12 protein-coding genes are annotated in these 13,972 nt (G+C 67.8%); 8 read left to right on the plus strand and 4 right to left on the minus strand.

Translation table 11 applies throughout. The features are described 5' to 3' along the window. Positions 1 to 110 precede the first annotated feature (110 nt). Positions 111 to 689: a DUF2017 domain-containing protein gene (locus IEY07_RS08955; protein ID WP_188894884.1), complete on the plus strand. Its 579-nt coding sequence runs from the start codon at positions 111 to 113 to the stop codon at positions 687 to 689. Positions 690 to 733: 44 nt separating this feature from the next. On the opposite strand, the gene IEY07_RS08960 is transcribed toward IEY07_RS08955, so the two are convergent. Next, the gene (locus IEY07_RS08960; protein WP_188894885.1) at positions 734 to 3,097 is read right to left on the minus strand and encodes a heavy metal translocating P-type ATPase; all 2,364 of its coding nucleotides are present in this window, start codon (positions 3,095 to 3,097) and stop codon (positions 734 to 736) included. 91 nt (positions 3,098 to 3,188) lie between these two features. Between IEY07_RS08960 and IEY07_RS08965 the strand changes: the two genes are divergently transcribed. From IEY07_RS08965 to IEY07_RS08985, 5 genes are all read left to right on the plus strand, one after another. After that, entirely contained in the window at positions 3,189 to 3,611 is a 423-nt protein-coding gene (locus IEY07_RS08965; protein WP_268239195.1) for a M67 family metallopeptidase, read from the plus strand. A 99-nt stretch (positions 3,612 to 3,710) separates the two neighbouring features. Then, positions 3,711 to 3,989, plus strand: coding sequence for a MoaD/ThiS family protein (locus tag IEY07_RS08970; protein ID WP_188894886.1), 279 nt, complete (start codon positions 3,711 to 3,713; stop codon positions 3,987 to 3,989). Between the two features lie 14 nt (positions 3,990 to 4,003). Beyond that, positions 4,004 to 4,954, plus strand: a complete 951-nt coding sequence (locus IEY07_RS08975) for a PLP-dependent cysteine synthase family protein (RefSeq protein ID WP_188894887.1) — start codon at positions 4,004 to 4,006, stop codon at positions 4,952 to 4,954. A gap of 84 nt (positions 4,955 to 5,038) precedes the next feature. After that, positions 5,039 to 6,052, plus strand: coding sequence for a YdcF family protein (locus tag IEY07_RS08980; protein ID WP_188894888.1), 1,014 nt, complete (start codon positions 5,039 to 5,041; stop codon positions 6,050 to 6,052). A gap of 34 nt (positions 6,053 to 6,086) precedes the next feature. Beyond that, the gene (locus tag IEY07_RS08985; protein WP_188894889.1) at positions 6,087 to 7,313 is read left to right on the plus strand and encodes an NAD(P)/FAD-dependent oxidoreductase; all 1,227 of its coding nucleotides are present in this window, start codon (positions 6,087 to 6,089) and stop codon (positions 7,311 to 7,313) included. Positions 7,314 to 7,325: 12 nt separating this feature from the next. On the opposite strand, the gene IEY07_RS08990 is transcribed toward IEY07_RS08985, so the two are convergent. Together IEY07_RS08990 and IEY07_RS08995 are read right to left on the minus strand one after the other, a co-directional pair. Continuing rightward, positions 7,326 to 9,617 (minus strand): FUSC family protein, encoded by a 2,292-nt coding sequence (locus tag IEY07_RS08990; protein ID WP_188894890.1) that lies wholly within the window; start codon positions 9,615 to 9,617, stop codon positions 7,326 to 7,328. A gap of 81 nt (positions 9,618 to 9,698) precedes the next feature. Next, the gene (locus IEY07_RS08995) at positions 9,699 to 11,372 is read right to left on the minus strand and encodes an arylsulfotransferase family protein (protein ID WP_188894891.1); all 1,674 of its coding nucleotides are present in this window, start codon (positions 11,370 to 11,372) and stop codon (positions 9,699 to 9,701) included. An 81-nt stretch (positions 11,373 to 11,453) separates the two neighbouring features. Here IEY07_RS08995 and murI point away from each other — a divergent pair, with 81 nt between their 5' ends. Continuing rightward, positions 11,454 to 12,314 (plus strand): glutamate racemase, encoded by an 861-nt coding sequence (murI, locus tag IEY07_RS09000; protein WP_188894892.1) that lies wholly within the window; start codon positions 11,454 to 11,456, stop codon positions 12,312 to 12,314. Next, a complete protein-coding gene (locus tag IEY07_RS09005) occupies positions 12,305 to 13,081 on the plus strand; it encodes an MBL fold metallo-hydrolase (protein WP_188894893.1) in 777 nt (258 codons plus the stop codon). The genes murI and IEY07_RS09005 overlap by 10 nt, the downstream gene beginning before the upstream one ends. Here IEY07_RS09005 and IEY07_RS09010 read toward each other — a convergent pair whose 3' ends face one another. After that, positions 13,082 to 13,951: a hypothetical protein gene (locus IEY07_RS09010; protein WP_188894894.1), complete on the minus strand. Its 870-nt coding sequence runs from the start codon at positions 13,949 to 13,951 to the stop codon at positions 13,082 to 13,084. Positions 13,952 to 13,972 lie beyond the last annotated feature (21 nt).

Below are 13,972 nucleotides of genomic sequence, written 5' to 3' on the forward strand. Positions count from 1 at the left end.
CCTCGGCTACCACGTCACGCTCCAACCCGCCGCCTGACCCAGTGCCCACCGTCAGGTCATTTTCGAACTAGAGCGCTGCCGGCTGTCCTTGACGGTAGCCTGGCCGGTCTATGCACAGGTTCAAGCGCCGCGGCGGGGTGATCAGCACCGACCTCAGTGCCGACGAGGTCGCGATGCTGGATTCGCTGCTGCACGAGTTGATCGAGCTGGTCGCTCCGGGCGAACCGCAAGGCGATCAGCCGACGGCCGGCGAGGAGTCCGACGACCCGTTCGAGGCCTGGGCGGCCGAGCTGGGGGACCAGGGTCCGGTGGAGACACCCGATGATCCGGTGCTGCGGCGACTGCTGCCGGACGCGTACCCCGACGACCCCAAGGCATCGGCCGAATTCCGCCGGTTCACCGACCGCGATCTGCGGCGCAAGAAGGTCGCCGATGCCGAGGTGGCGCTGCGGCATCTGGCCGCCACTGACGGCGGCCAGCAGGATCTGCGGATCCCGATCGCCGAGGCCGGGAGTTGGTTGCGAGTGCTGACCAGCCTGCGGTTGGCCGTCGCCGGACGGCTGGGGATCACCGACAACGACAGCGCCGATGCCGTCGCCATGATCGATGACGACGACCCGCGCGCCTTCATGGTCAGCATCTACGACTGGCTCGGCTTCGCCCAGGAGACGCTCGTCTCCGCCCTCTGAGTTGCTCCAGCTCCGCCGTCCTCGCTCCAGTCGAGCCGGGTTGATCAGTCGAGGTGCCGGCTCCGGAGCCGCAGGGCGTTCGTGATCACCGAGACCGAGGACAGCGCCATCGCGGCGGCGGCGATGATCGGTGACAGCAGTAGACCGAAGGCGGGGTAGAGGACGCCGGCGGCGATCGGGATCCCAGCCGCGTTGTAGACGAAGGCGAAGATCAGATTCTGCCGGATGTTGCCCATCACCGCCCGGGACAGCCGCCGAGCCCGGACGATGCCGATCAGGTCGCCGTGCAGCAGGGTGACGCCGGCCGACTCGATCGCCACGTCGGTGCCGGTCGACATTGCCAGGCCGACATCGGCGGCGGCCAGCGCCGGGGCGTCGTTGACGCCGTCTCCGGCCATCGCCACCACCTTGCCCGCCTCGCGAAGGCGGCGTACGACCTCGCTCTTGTGCTCAGGCAACACTTCCGCCTCCACCTCGGAGATGTCGAGCCGGTCGGCCACTGCCTCGGCGGTTGTCCGGTTGTCACCGGTCAGCATGACGACACTGAGCCCTTCGGAGCGCAGCGCGGCGATCGCGGACCGGGTGTTGGCCCTGATCGGATCGGCGATCGCCAGCAGGGCCGTCGGCAGGTTGTCGATCGCGACGAAGATCACGGTCGCGCCGTCGCCGCGCAGCTGGGCCGCCTGCTCGGAGAGGGCCTGCGGGTCGGTCCCGTGGTCGGACAGTAGTTCGGCCGTACCGACCAGGACCTGGTGACCCTCGACCGTCCCGACAACCCCTCGGCCGGCGGGTGCGTCGAAGTCAGCGGCCTCGGGCACGCTGAGCTTGCGATCGGATGCCTCCGCGACCACCGCACGAGCCAGCGGATGCTCGGATGACCGTTCAACCGCGGCCGCGAGCCGCAGCACCTCGTCATCGGTCCACTCGGCACCGGTTCGTACGATCCTGGTCACGGCCGGCCGTCCCTCGGTCAGCGTGCCGGTCTTGTCGACCACCAGAGTGTCGACCTCCTCCATCCGCTCGAGCGCTTCGGCGTTCTTGATCAAGACGCCGGACCGAGCGCCGCGTCCGACTCCGACCATGATCGAGATCGGGGTCGCGAGCCCAAGTGCGCAGGGACACGCGATGATCAACACCGCGACGCCGGCGATCAGCCCGTGTGCCGCGCGGGGCTCGGGACCGACGAGTGACCAGACCACGAACGCGATGACCGCGGCCGCGATCACAGCCGGTACGAAGATCCCGGACACTTTGTCGGCCAGCCGCTGGATCGGCGCGCGGGATCGCTGTGCCTCGGCCACCATGGACACGATCCGGGCCAGGACCGTGTCGTGGCCGATCTTGTCCGCGCGCATGATCAACATCCCGGAACTGTTGAGCGTCCCGCCGATCACCGGATCGTCGGCGCCCTTGCCGACCGGCAGCGATTCACCGGTGACCAGGGATTCGTCGACCGACGAGCGGCCGTCGACGACGGTGCCGTCGACGGGGATCTGCTCACCCGGCCGGATCCGCAGCCGGTCACCCGGTTGCAGCTGATCGACCGGCACGTCCTCGTCGCTGCCGTCGGCGCGGATCCGGCGCGCCGACTTCGGGGTCAGGTCCAGCAGGGCGCGGATCGCTCCCGAAGTCTGCTCACGGGCCCGCAACTCCAGCACCTGCCCGAGCAGCACCAGGACCGTGATCACCGCGGCGGCTTCGTAGTAGACGTCGACGGTGCCCTTGTCGCCGTGGAACGAAGCCGGGAAGATCCCCGGCGCCACCGTGGCGATCACGCTGTAGACCCAGGCCACCCCGGTGCCCATCGCGATCAGGGTGAACATGTTGAGGCTGCGGTGGCGTACGGAGTCCCAGCCGCGGACGAAGAACGGCCAGCCGGCCCAGACGACCACCGGTGTGGCGAGCACGAATTGCACCCAGACCTGGACCTCGGCCGGTATCACGGCATCGAGGTCGAACAGGTGCCCGGTCATTTCCAGCAGGAAGACCGGTGCGGCCAACACCAGCCCGATCCAGAACCGCCGTGCCATGTCGATCAGTTCGGCGCTGGGCTCCGCGTCCGCCGTGATCGTGACCGGTTCGAGCGCCATGCCGCAGATCGGGCAGGCGCCGGGTCCCGGGCGGCGGATCTCCGGGTGCATCGGGCAGGTGTACTCGCTCGACTGACGCCCGCCGTCCTCGGGGGCCTGCTCGTGGTGGTCGTGCTCGTGGTGCTCGTGCCGCTCACCGAGGTAGGCCTGGGGATCGGCGACGAACCGGGTCCGGCAACCGGCAGAGCAGAAGTAGTAGGACTCGCCGTCGAGCTCTGCGGTGTGCTCGCTGGTTCGGCCGACCGTCATCCCGCACACCGGGTCGATCGTCTGGGTGTCGGTCGCAGGGCGTTGGCCGTGGCTTCCCGGTGTGCTCATACCGGAAGTATACCCCCCATGGGTATATGTGCGATCTCGGAGTGCGAGCGGCGTACGACCCGCTTGGCTGGGGTCCATAAGCTGCGACATCGTGTTGAGGATCGCCCGCGCCCACGTCGACGAGATGATCGCGCATGCCAGGGCGGACCACCCGGACGAGGCCTGCGGGGTGATCGTCGGGCCCGAGGGGTCGGACCGTCCCGCCCGCCTGGTGCGGATGATCAACGCCGACCGGTCGCCGACGTTCTTCCGTTTCGACCCGTCCGAGCAGTTGCAGCTGGCGAAACAGCTCGACGCCGCCGACGAGGAGATCATCGTCGTCTACCACAGCCATACGGCGACCGAGGCCTACCCGTCGCGGACCGACATCTCGTACGCGTCCGAACCCCAGGCGCACTATGTGCTGGTGTCCACGGCCGAATCGGGGAGGGATGAAGGGCCGGTGTCCGTACGGTCCTACCGGATCGTCGACGGCCAGGTGACCGAGGAAGAGCTGGACATCGTCGAGGACTAGTCGGCGACCGATGGAATATCTGTCGCGAACAGGGATGTTTCGCATCTAGAAGGATTGAGCCTGGCGGCCGGACGGCCGCCGAAGAACAGGAGTGACCAGATGGCGGTCGAAGTCAAGATCCCGACGATCCTGCGCACCTACACCGGCGGCGAGAAGACCGTCACCGGTAACGGCGGCACGCTGGGCCAGGTGATCGACGACCTGGAGAGCCGCCACGCCGGCCTGAAGGACCGCTTGGTCGAGGCCGACGGGTTGCGTCGTTTCGTCAACGTCTACATCAACGACGAGGACGTCCGCTTCTCCGGCGGGCTGGACGCCACGGTCTCCGACAACGACGTGGTCGTGGTGCTTCCGGCGGTTGCCGGCGGCTCGCGCTGATCGAGCACTGAGTCGTGACCCGCTACGACTCGCTGATCGACTCCGTCGGTCACACCCCGCTGGTCGGGCTGCCCACGCTGTCGCCGAGTGAGACTGTCCGACTGTGGGCCAAGCTGGAGGACCGCAACCCGACCGGTTCGATCAAGGACCGGGCCGCGCTGGCGATGATCCGCAAGGCCGAGGCGGACGGATTGTTGCGGCCCGGATCGACGATCCTGGAGCCGACCAGCGGCAACACCGGGATCTCGTTGGCGATGGCGGCCAAGCTGAGTGGGTACCGGTTGGTCTGCGTGATGCCGGAGAACACCAGCAGCGAACGCAAACAGCTGCTGGCGATGTGGGGGGCCGAGGTCGTGTCGTCCCCGGCGGCAGGCGGCTCCAACGAGGCCGTCCGGGTCGCCAAACAGATCGCCGAAGAGCACCCGGACTGGGTGATGCTCTACCAGTACGGCAATCCGGCCAATGCCGAAGCGCACTTTGCGGGCACCGGCCCCGAGATCCTGGAGGATCTACCGGAGGTCACCCACGTCGTCGCCGGGCTGGGCACCACCGGCACGCTGATGGGCATCGGCCGCTTCTTCCACCAGAAGAAGCCCGAGGTGACGATCGTCGCCGCCGAACCGCGCTACGGCGAGCTGGTCTACGGGCTGCGGAATCTGGACGAGGGCTTCGTACCGGAGTTGTACGACCCCAGCCAGATCGACGCTCGGGTTTCGGTCGGGTCCCGCGATGCCGTCCGCAGGGTTCGCGAGCTGTTGGAGAACGAGGGCATCTTCGTCGGGCTGTCGTCCGGTGCGATCGTGCATGCCGGCCTGTCGCAGGCGGCCAAGGCGCACAAGGCGGGAGAGCGGGCCGACATCGTCCTGGTGATCCCCGACGCCGGCTGGAAGTACCTGTCCACCGGCGCGTACGCTGCTGATCTTGACTCGGTCGAGGAGCACCTGGACACCCAGGTCTGGGCCTGAGGTTCCCGGGCTACGACCGCGGTCGCACGGATCGGATCCCTGAGCCTGTCGAAGGGTGTGCCGCGGTTGTGACAGGCTCGGGGCATGTCCGAGTCGATGATCAGCGTGCTTCTCCTGGTGCTGCCGCTGATGATCACCGTCGGGGTGTGCTGGATCGCGCTGGGACGGACCCGGGCCGAGCCGCGGCGGCTGTCCAACGCGTACTGGCTGCTGGTGGCCGGATTCCTTGCCCTGCAGACCCTTGCCGATCTCGGCTTGCCCGGATTCGGTGGGTATGCCGTGGTGATCATCCTGGCGCCGTTGCTGGTGCTCTGTCTGGCCGTCTTCCTGATCTTGAACGGCGTCGTGATGCTGAGACGGGAGCGGCCCACGATCGCAAACCTGCTGTCGTTGATCACCGGTATCGCGCTGCTGGTGATCATCGTTGGTACGCTGCCGGTGATCTTGTCGCGGATACCCTGGCTGATCAGCCTGTTGATCATCGCCCTGGTCCTGGTCGGCTACTTCGGATTCCATTTCGTGGCCTTCGTCGGCTACGCGCTGCTTTATCCGCGATTGGTCCGCGACCGGACGGCCGACTGGGTCGTCGTGCTCGGGTCCGGGCTCGGTGACGGTGTCCGGGTGACGCCACTGCTGGCTTCCCGGATCAGGGTGGGGATGGTTGAGCGGACCCGCCGCAACGCGCGGCTACTGGTGCTCTCGGGTGGGCAGGGCCCGGATGAGGAGCGATCCGAAGGTCACGCGATGGCGGACTGGGCGATCGCGAACGGCGCCGATCCGCAAGGAGTGCTTGTCGAGGACCGGTCCCGCAACACCGAGCAGAATCTTCGCTACTCAGCGGAGTTGGTCCCGGCCGGTGGCCAGGGTGTGATCGTGACGAGCAACTACCATACGCTCCGGGCGGCGATGCTTGCCCGCAAGATCGGGCTGCCCGCCCAGGCGGTTGGCGCACCGACTGCCGGCTACTACTGGCCGAGTGCGATGATCCGGGAGTTCGTCGCCGTGCTGGCCGAGCACAAGGTCGCCCATCTCCTCCTGATCGTGGTGGTCGGCGGCCCGCTGATCGCCCTGACGATCTCGGCATGGGCACAGGGCTGACGCCGGCGCGGCCCGGCGCACTATCGTCGGCTTCATGGATGCTTCCAACGATGCAGCAACCGATCCCGCACTGGTGATCGTCGGCGGAGGTCTCGCCGGGATGAAGGCGATCGAGGAACTGCGCGAGCAGGGGCACGACGGACCGATCACCCTGGTCGCGGCCGAGGATCACCTGCCCTATGAGCGGCCGGTGCTGTCCAAGGGATTCCTGCTGGGCAGTGAGTCCCGGGACTCGGCGTTCAGCCATGATCAACAGTGGTACGCCGATCACGACGTCGACCTGCTGCTCGCCGATCCGGCCGCCCGGCTCGATCCTGCCGGTCATACGATCACCACGCAGTCCGGCCTGCAGATCGCATACCGGAAACTGTTGCTGGCAACCGGATCCGAGCCGCGTACGCTCCCGCTTCCCGGCGCGGACGCAGCGAACGTCTTCACCTTGCGCGACGTCGACGATGCCGACAAGATCGACTCCGCCCTGACCGTGTTGGCCGACAGCGGCCGACCGCTGGTGATCATCGGAGGCGGCTGGATCGGGCTGGAAGTGGCCGCCGCTGCTCGGCAGCGAGACATCGACGTCACCGTCCTCGAGGCGCTGGACCAGCCGCTGCTGGGTGTCCTGGGTGCTGAGGTGGCGCGGGTCTTCGCCGATCTGCACACTGAGCACGGGGTCCACCTGGTCACCGGCGCCAAGGTCTCCGGCATCGCGACCGACGACGGGCGGGCGACAGCCGTCAGTACCGAGGACGGTGCCCGCTACGGCGCCGGTGCCGTACTGATCGGGATCGGAGCCGCTCCGCGGATCTCACTGGCTGCCGACGCCGGACTCGCCGTTGATCATGGTGTGCTCACCGACGGCTCGCTGCAGACCTCCGCCCCGGATGTCTACGCGGCCGGTGACATCGCCGAAGTCGATCATCCGCTGATCGGCGGCCGGGTCCGGGTGGAGCATTGGGCCTGGGCCAACGACACCGGTCCGGTTGCGGCCCGGGCGATGCTGGGCCAGGACTCGGCGATCGACTTCCTGCCGTTCTTCTTCACCGACCAGTACGACCTCGGGATGGAATACATCGGCTACGTCGCGCCGGGTAGCAGGCCGCAGGTCGAGCTGCGCGGCGACGTCGGTGGCCGGCAGTTCCAGGCGTACTGGATCGTCGACGGCAAGGTGGCCGCCGGGATGCACGTCAACGACTGGGACAACGGCATCGACCCGATCAAGGAGATCGTGTTGTCCGGTGACTCTGCGCGAATCCCGTCCTGAGGTCCGAGGCCGCTACGGCGAGACCCGGCTGGTGTCCAGGGCCTCCACCTGGATGCCGAGCGACTGCGCCAAGGTGGCCAGCGAGCCGTCGATCAGTTCGAGATCGCGGAAGGCCAGCTGCCGAGGCGTGGTGACATCCTCATCGTCCAGCCCACTGGCGATCCGGTCGAAGAGCGCGGCCGAGCGCATGTAGGTCCGGTCGGTGAAGGACTGCTCCTCGAAGGCCTCGATGATCTCCTTGATCGAGTTGGACAAGAGTTTGCCGGCGGTCTGCAGCTCGACCCCGAGCTCCTCGGGCAGGCAGGAGCTCCAGCCGGTGTCGATGACCAGGTTGCGGGCGTAGTGCCGGGACGAGGTGGCGGCGTACCAGAACTGCTCCCGCAGCCCACCGCCACCGACACCGGGCAGCCGCCCGCGCAATGGTCGGGTCGCCGCCTCGAGAGCCTGGTAGGCGGCGTCCAGCCGTCGCGCTGCTGCCCGTAGATCGCTGTCGCTGCCGGGCTCGCGCAGCCGCTCGATCGCCAGTCCGGCGACCTCGTCGAGGGCCTGCAGATGCTCGCGGGTGGCGACCGCCACCACCTGCCGGATCCGGACCGGCAGCACGAACAGCACGGTCAACGACGCGATCGCGGCACCGATCGCGGTCTCGGCGAGCCGTAACAGCAGCAGCGCGTCGGTGAATTCGTTCAGCTGGACGTAGAGCTGGGCCATCATCACGGTGATGCCGATGACCATGAAGGCGTAGCTGACCCGCAGCAGGTAGATGCCGAAGAACAGCGCGACCAGGATGACCATGATCGACATCCGGGTGTGGTCGCCGATCAGGTGGGCCAGCACGACGCCGACCACGACCCCGATCAGGGTCCCGAGCACCCGGTAGGCGCTCTTGCGGATCTGTTCGGTCGCATTGTGCGCACCCATGAAGGTGACGAAGGTGGCGATCACCGCCCAGTAGAAGCGCTGCGGCGACACCAGGCTGCCGACGATGATCGAACCGGTCACCGCGACAGCCATCTGGATCGTCACCCGGGCGTACGGTTCCAGCTTGACTCGGTCGATCCAGCGTGCCCCGGCCTCCGTGGACGCGGTTGCGCTGACCTTCTGCGAGCCGGGCAGCCAGCCGCCGGCCAGCGTGACGGCGGGATCGAACGGGTTGTCGCTGTCGTCAGGGATGTCGCTCGGCTCCGGGTGGTCGCGGATCATCCGCATCACCTCGGCGTGACCGATCACCGAGGTGGTGAAGCGGTGCAGGACGATCCTGATGGTCTGGTCCAGCCGCTTGGACTCGTCGGCTCCGTCGGCGGGGCCAGTCTCCTTGAGTCGCGTCCGGATCGCGTTCGCCGCCTCCTTGGCGCCGTCGGGATCCCGGTCCCGGACGGCGATCAGCGCCTGCCGGACCAGTGCGCGGAGGTCCGCCGGCACCTCCGGGTCGCTCAGCCGTTCGGCGAACCGGGCGGTGTTGGTCAGGGTCAGCTCGGAGTCGAAGACCCGTTGGTGCAGCGCGGCCGCCGTCGCACCGCGGGGTAGTGCGGCCTGATCGGCGAGCTGGGCGTCGACCATCAGTGCGCACTCGTTCAGCCGGATCAGCAGCTTCTGCAGCAGCCGGCTGCGTTGTTTGTCACCGGGGTCGTCGAGCAGGTCGATCGCGGCATCGGCGACCTGGCTGACCCGGCCGACGAAGGACCGCCGCAGCCGGCGCAACGCCGTCCGCCGACTGGGATAGAACAACGTGAACTGCGCGATGATCGCCACCGCGGTCCCGACGATCACGATCAACGCCAGTTGTCCGAGATCGGCGATGGTCATCAATCGGCCCAGGAAGAAGCCGAAGAAGTCGCCCATGAAAAGCAGCTGGCCGCCGAAGAATCCTCGTGGCCCGAAACGCCGCAGGTAGGCGCCGGCAGCCAGCACGACGACCAGCGAGGCGAGCGCAGCGACGTGGAACGGCGCCAGCGCCAGACCAAGCGCCATCCCGCCGATCATCGGCACCGGAACCAGCGCGAGACTGGCCAGCACCGCCAGTGGACGCTGGAACATCGGCCCGACGAAGGTCGAGATCATGCCCACCACGGCGCCGACCATCATCGCGATCACAGTGGCGGCATGGTCGGTCTGCCCGGTGGTCCTGGCCAGTAACCACTCGGCCAGCATGGCCGCGCCGATGGACGCGACCGCCTGCCCGGCCGTCCGCAGCCGGGTCAGCCCGGGGTCGGAAGCGACGAAACGCTCCCACCATTCGTACGGCGGCTGGATCTGCCGCACCGGCTGCATTGCCGGCGTCTGGGGTGCGATCCCGGCGCTCACGCCGTTTCGTTGTGGATTGTTGGGGAGAAGGGCGCCATGATCGCAGATTAGCGCCGCCGACCCGGCTCGTCGCGCGAGGGCTCAGAAACTCGCCTTGAGCACGTCAGAGCGGCCCAGCTCGGCGCCGTGGACGTCGACGCCGATCACTTGAAAGTACGGCCCGGTGCTGTCCACCGCGACTCCGGTCTCGAATCCGGCCCGGGGTACCTTCGCCAACTGGCGCAGCGCCGACTGCTTCGAGCCGGCCAGCACCGTCCACTGCGCCACCTCGGTCGCTCCGTTCCAGCTGGCGTACACCGTCGAGCCGCGAGCAGCATTGGTGCCGGCCGTGATCACCGGCTTACCACCTGGCTGGCCGGTCCAAGTGCCCGAGAGCGTCCGGTAGCTCTGCACGTTGTCGGGGAGCTTGCCGTCCAGCACGAGCGTGCCGTCGGTGGAGAACTGGGAGAAGTACGGCTCGGCTCCCCAGCCGACGAACCATTCACCCGTCGACAGGTGCTGGAAGCTGCCCTGGCTGTCGGCCAGCAATCCGGCCGGATGGGTCAGGGCCCGAACCAGTGCGACCGTCATGGACTTCGTGTCCACGTCAAGCAGCAGTGCTCTGGACTGCCGTTCCTGCGCAGGGGCCGAGGCGTTGTCGAAGATCATCAGCCGTCCCGGTCGCAGCTGGGTGGCGTGATGCTGCCATTCGAACCGAGTTCCGGTCGCGTGGTGGAAGTCGGAGTGCTGACCGCCGAGCCGCCAGAGCACCCTCCCTGAGGATTTGGCGACCGCGTAGACCGCCCAGGTATTGCGGGACGAGATCAGCAGCGTGTCGTTGTCCAGTTCGAAGATCGAATTGATGTGGAAATAGTCCAGCGTGTCGCCGGGATTGGTTGTGGGCTTGACGTAACTGGCCGTCGGATCAACGTGATCAAGACTGTCCCAACTGAAGAGCAGCTTGCCGGTGGCGATGTCGATCTCCTGGACGACCCCGCTCAGCACGTTGCCTTTCGACAGGCCGCCCGCTGCTGTCAGGTCCGTGGTGGTCCTGCGGTAGGCGGTCAGGTAGGCGGTGTTGCGCGCAGTGATCAGGAATTCGTGCAGATCGGCCTGGAGATTCCCGACCGCGTTGACGGTCGCGATCTTGGTGTAGCTGCTGTCGGCAATCACCCCGGTTCCGGTGCCGTACCCGTTGGCCGAGGTGCCTTCCCACCAGGTCAGCACCGGCCGGCCGCGATAGGTCTGTGGCCGGAAGTCCATCACCACATCGGATTGCCCCTCTGCGGAATCGGTCGGGGAGAACCAGACCAGGCGTCCGGCGTGATCGATGATCATCGGGCCCGACTGGCTACTGGTCGTCCCCGTGGCCGTGTATTGCTTCGGTGCCAGGAAGATGTATTTCTGGCTCCCGATCTTCGGGCCAGCCCCGGCGCGAGTCATGATCACTTCGGGCGGCGAAAGGTCGGGTCGGGTCCGGAAGCTGGTCGCGGTACTGGCCGTACCTGGGTTGGCCGTGCCCGAGGATCCGTCGGGAGAGGCGCTCGCGGACACACGCGAGGTCGCGGTCCCGTCAGACCTGCCGATCCGGTATCCGACCAGTCCGGCTGCACCGAGTGCGGCCGCACCGGCGACAACGCCGGACAGTCCCAGCACCTCGCGCCGGCCCAACCGCTGTCGGGTCGCGCGAGGGCCGTCGGGTTGGTCCTGTTGGTCGGTCTGACGGTCGGTCTGATCATCAGACTGGTTGTCGGTGGTCATCGGATCCTCGGGCACGTGGCCCAACTGTGCCCACCGGAGCTATGAACGACATGTGCAGAACCTGGGAGTCGGACCTGACGATTAAGCTGCCCGACTGTGACGCCCGAGCGACCGCAAACCGCCGCGCAGGCGCCGATCGGGATCTTCGACTCCGGATTCGGCGGCCTGACCGTGGCCCGTGCCGTCATGGATCAGCTGCCCAACGAGGACATCGTCTACCTCGGTGACACCGCGCGCTCGCCCTACGGCGAGCAGCCGATCGCCGACGTACGGGAATTCACCCTGGAGTGCCTTGATCATCTCGTTGGCCTGGGCGTCAAGGCGTTGGTGATCGCCTGCAACTCCGGTAGCGCCGCCACTCTCCGCGACGCCCGGGAGCGTTACGACGTGCCGGTGATCGAGGTCATCCTGCCGGCGGCCCGGCGGGCTGTGGCCACCACCCGCAACGGGCGCATCGGGGTGATCTGCACCGAGGCCACTGCTCACTCGATGGCCTACGACGACGCGTTCGCTGTGGCGCCCGGGGTCGAGCTCTTCACCGCGGCCTGTCCGAAATTCGTTCCTTATGTCGAGGCCGGGATCACCGGCGGGCCAGAGCTGCTGGCGGCTGCGGAGGACTATCTGGCGCCGTTGCGGGCGGCGGGTATCGACACTCTGGTGCTGGGCTGCACGCACTATCCGCTGCTCACCGGGGTGCTGTCGGTGGTGCTGGGTGACGGGGTGTCCCTAGTGTCCAGCGCGGCGGCCTGTGCCGACAGCGTCTACTCTGAGCTGTCGGCCGACGGGCTCACCCACAACGAGCCGCGCGAGGCGCGGCACACGTTCCTGACCACCGGCAATCCGGAGTCGTTCTCGCGGCTGGGCCGCAGGCTGATCCCGGAGTTGATCACCGATGTGGTGCAGTTCAGCGAGCCGTCGAGCCCGAGGGGGACAGCTGTGGGGCGGGCATGGACCTGACGATCATCGGCTGCAGTGGTTCGATCAGCGGGCCGGAGTCGCCGGCTTCCAGCTATTTGATCACCGCGCCGTACCGGGGGCGGACCTTCACGCTGCTGGTCGATTGTGGTCCGGGTGCGATGGGCGGGCTCTACCGGCTGATCGATCCGCGTCGGGTCGATGCGATCGGCATCAGCCACCTGCATCCCGATCACTGCATCGACCTGTGCGGTTTCCACGTCGCCTCCCGCTACGCGCCCGACGCACCCTGGGATCCCGTCGACCTGTACGGGCCGCCCGGCACGCTGGAGCGCATCACCAGGGCCTACGACTCCAGTGCGAACGGTGATGATCATGAAGATCTGACGTCGAGTTTCACTCCGCACAGCTGGCAACCGAGCCAGCAGGTCGGCCCGTTCACGATCACCACGGCTTTGATGAGTCACCCGGTGCCGACGTACGGGATGCGGATCGAGTCCGATGGTGTGGTGTTGGCCTATTCGGCCGACACCGGGCCGACGGATGCGCTGGTTGATCTTGCCCGCGGCTCCGACCTGCTGCTGGCCGAGTCGGCCTTCCTCGATGACGACGACAATCCGCCCGGCCTGCATCTGACCGGCTCCCAGGCCGGTGATCATGCCGCCCGGGCCGGTGCCAGGTCGCTGATGATCACCCATATTCCGCCGTGGCACGATCCGGAGCAGGTGCTGGCCGCTGCCGGCCGGCATTTCGACGGTCCGGTCGAGGGTGCGACCAGGGGTCTGGTCAGGCGGGTCGTCAGACGGTGATCAGTCGGCTCGCTGCAGCTTGTAGTGCAGCCTGAAGGCCGAAGTCCGCCACATCCGCAGTTCATGATCAGTGCGCAGCACGCCCTCGTCGTCCACATAGACCCGGAACGACTCGTGGAACGGCAGCCGCGCCGCGAAGGTCCGGCCCGCGTCCTCCGCGACCACATAGGTGCCGGGCGCACCGAACGGCCCTGGTGGTGACTCCAACCGGAAGGCGCCGTCGTGCTGGTCGGCGTACGGCATGAAGTTCGCCTGGATGTTGCCGGACTCCAGCGGGAAGGCGACGTTGACGGCGGGCCGGGTACCGCCCGGTAACAGCCGCGGCGCGTACAGGCCGCCGTAGACGTATTCACCGGTCGACCGCAGGGTGCGCAGCCAGCCGGCCGCCAGCTGCCGTCCCGCTGGATCGCGGATCGGCAGCACCCGGCTGCCCATGCCGTGGGCAGTGTCCAGCGGACGCATCGGCACCGCCAGCTGCTGCAACCGCTTGCCCCAGACCCGGGAGATCAGCTCGCCCGGCGGCCAGAACAGCGGCGACCATGCCGACCACACCTCCAGGCGGTAGCGGGCCGTGTGCTCGTAGAAGTCACGGACGGCGGGATGAAGATCCCCCGCGTCGAAGCCTGGTCCGTCGAGTTCGGCCATGTCGGCCAGAAGGCCGGCATCGGCGTCGTCGGTGACGACCGTCCCGCCGAGTAGGTCGGCCGCGGCCGGCAGCCAGCTGTCCTCGACCAGCGAACCGGTGTTCTGCGGTGCCCGCAACCAACGGCCGGACCCGTACGGGTCGATCTTGCGTCCGGTCAGCCGCCAGAACTTCCGGGTGCCGAGATCGAGCGCCCGGGTGAGGCCGGCGGAGGCGGATGGCTGCATGCGCACCGATCGTAGGCGGCC

It is taken from the genome of Microlunatus endophyticus, assembly GCF_014646195.1.
Taxonomy (GTDB): domain Bacteria; phylum Actinomycetota; class Actinomycetes; order Propionibacteriales; family Propionibacteriaceae; genus Microlunatus; species Microlunatus endophyticus.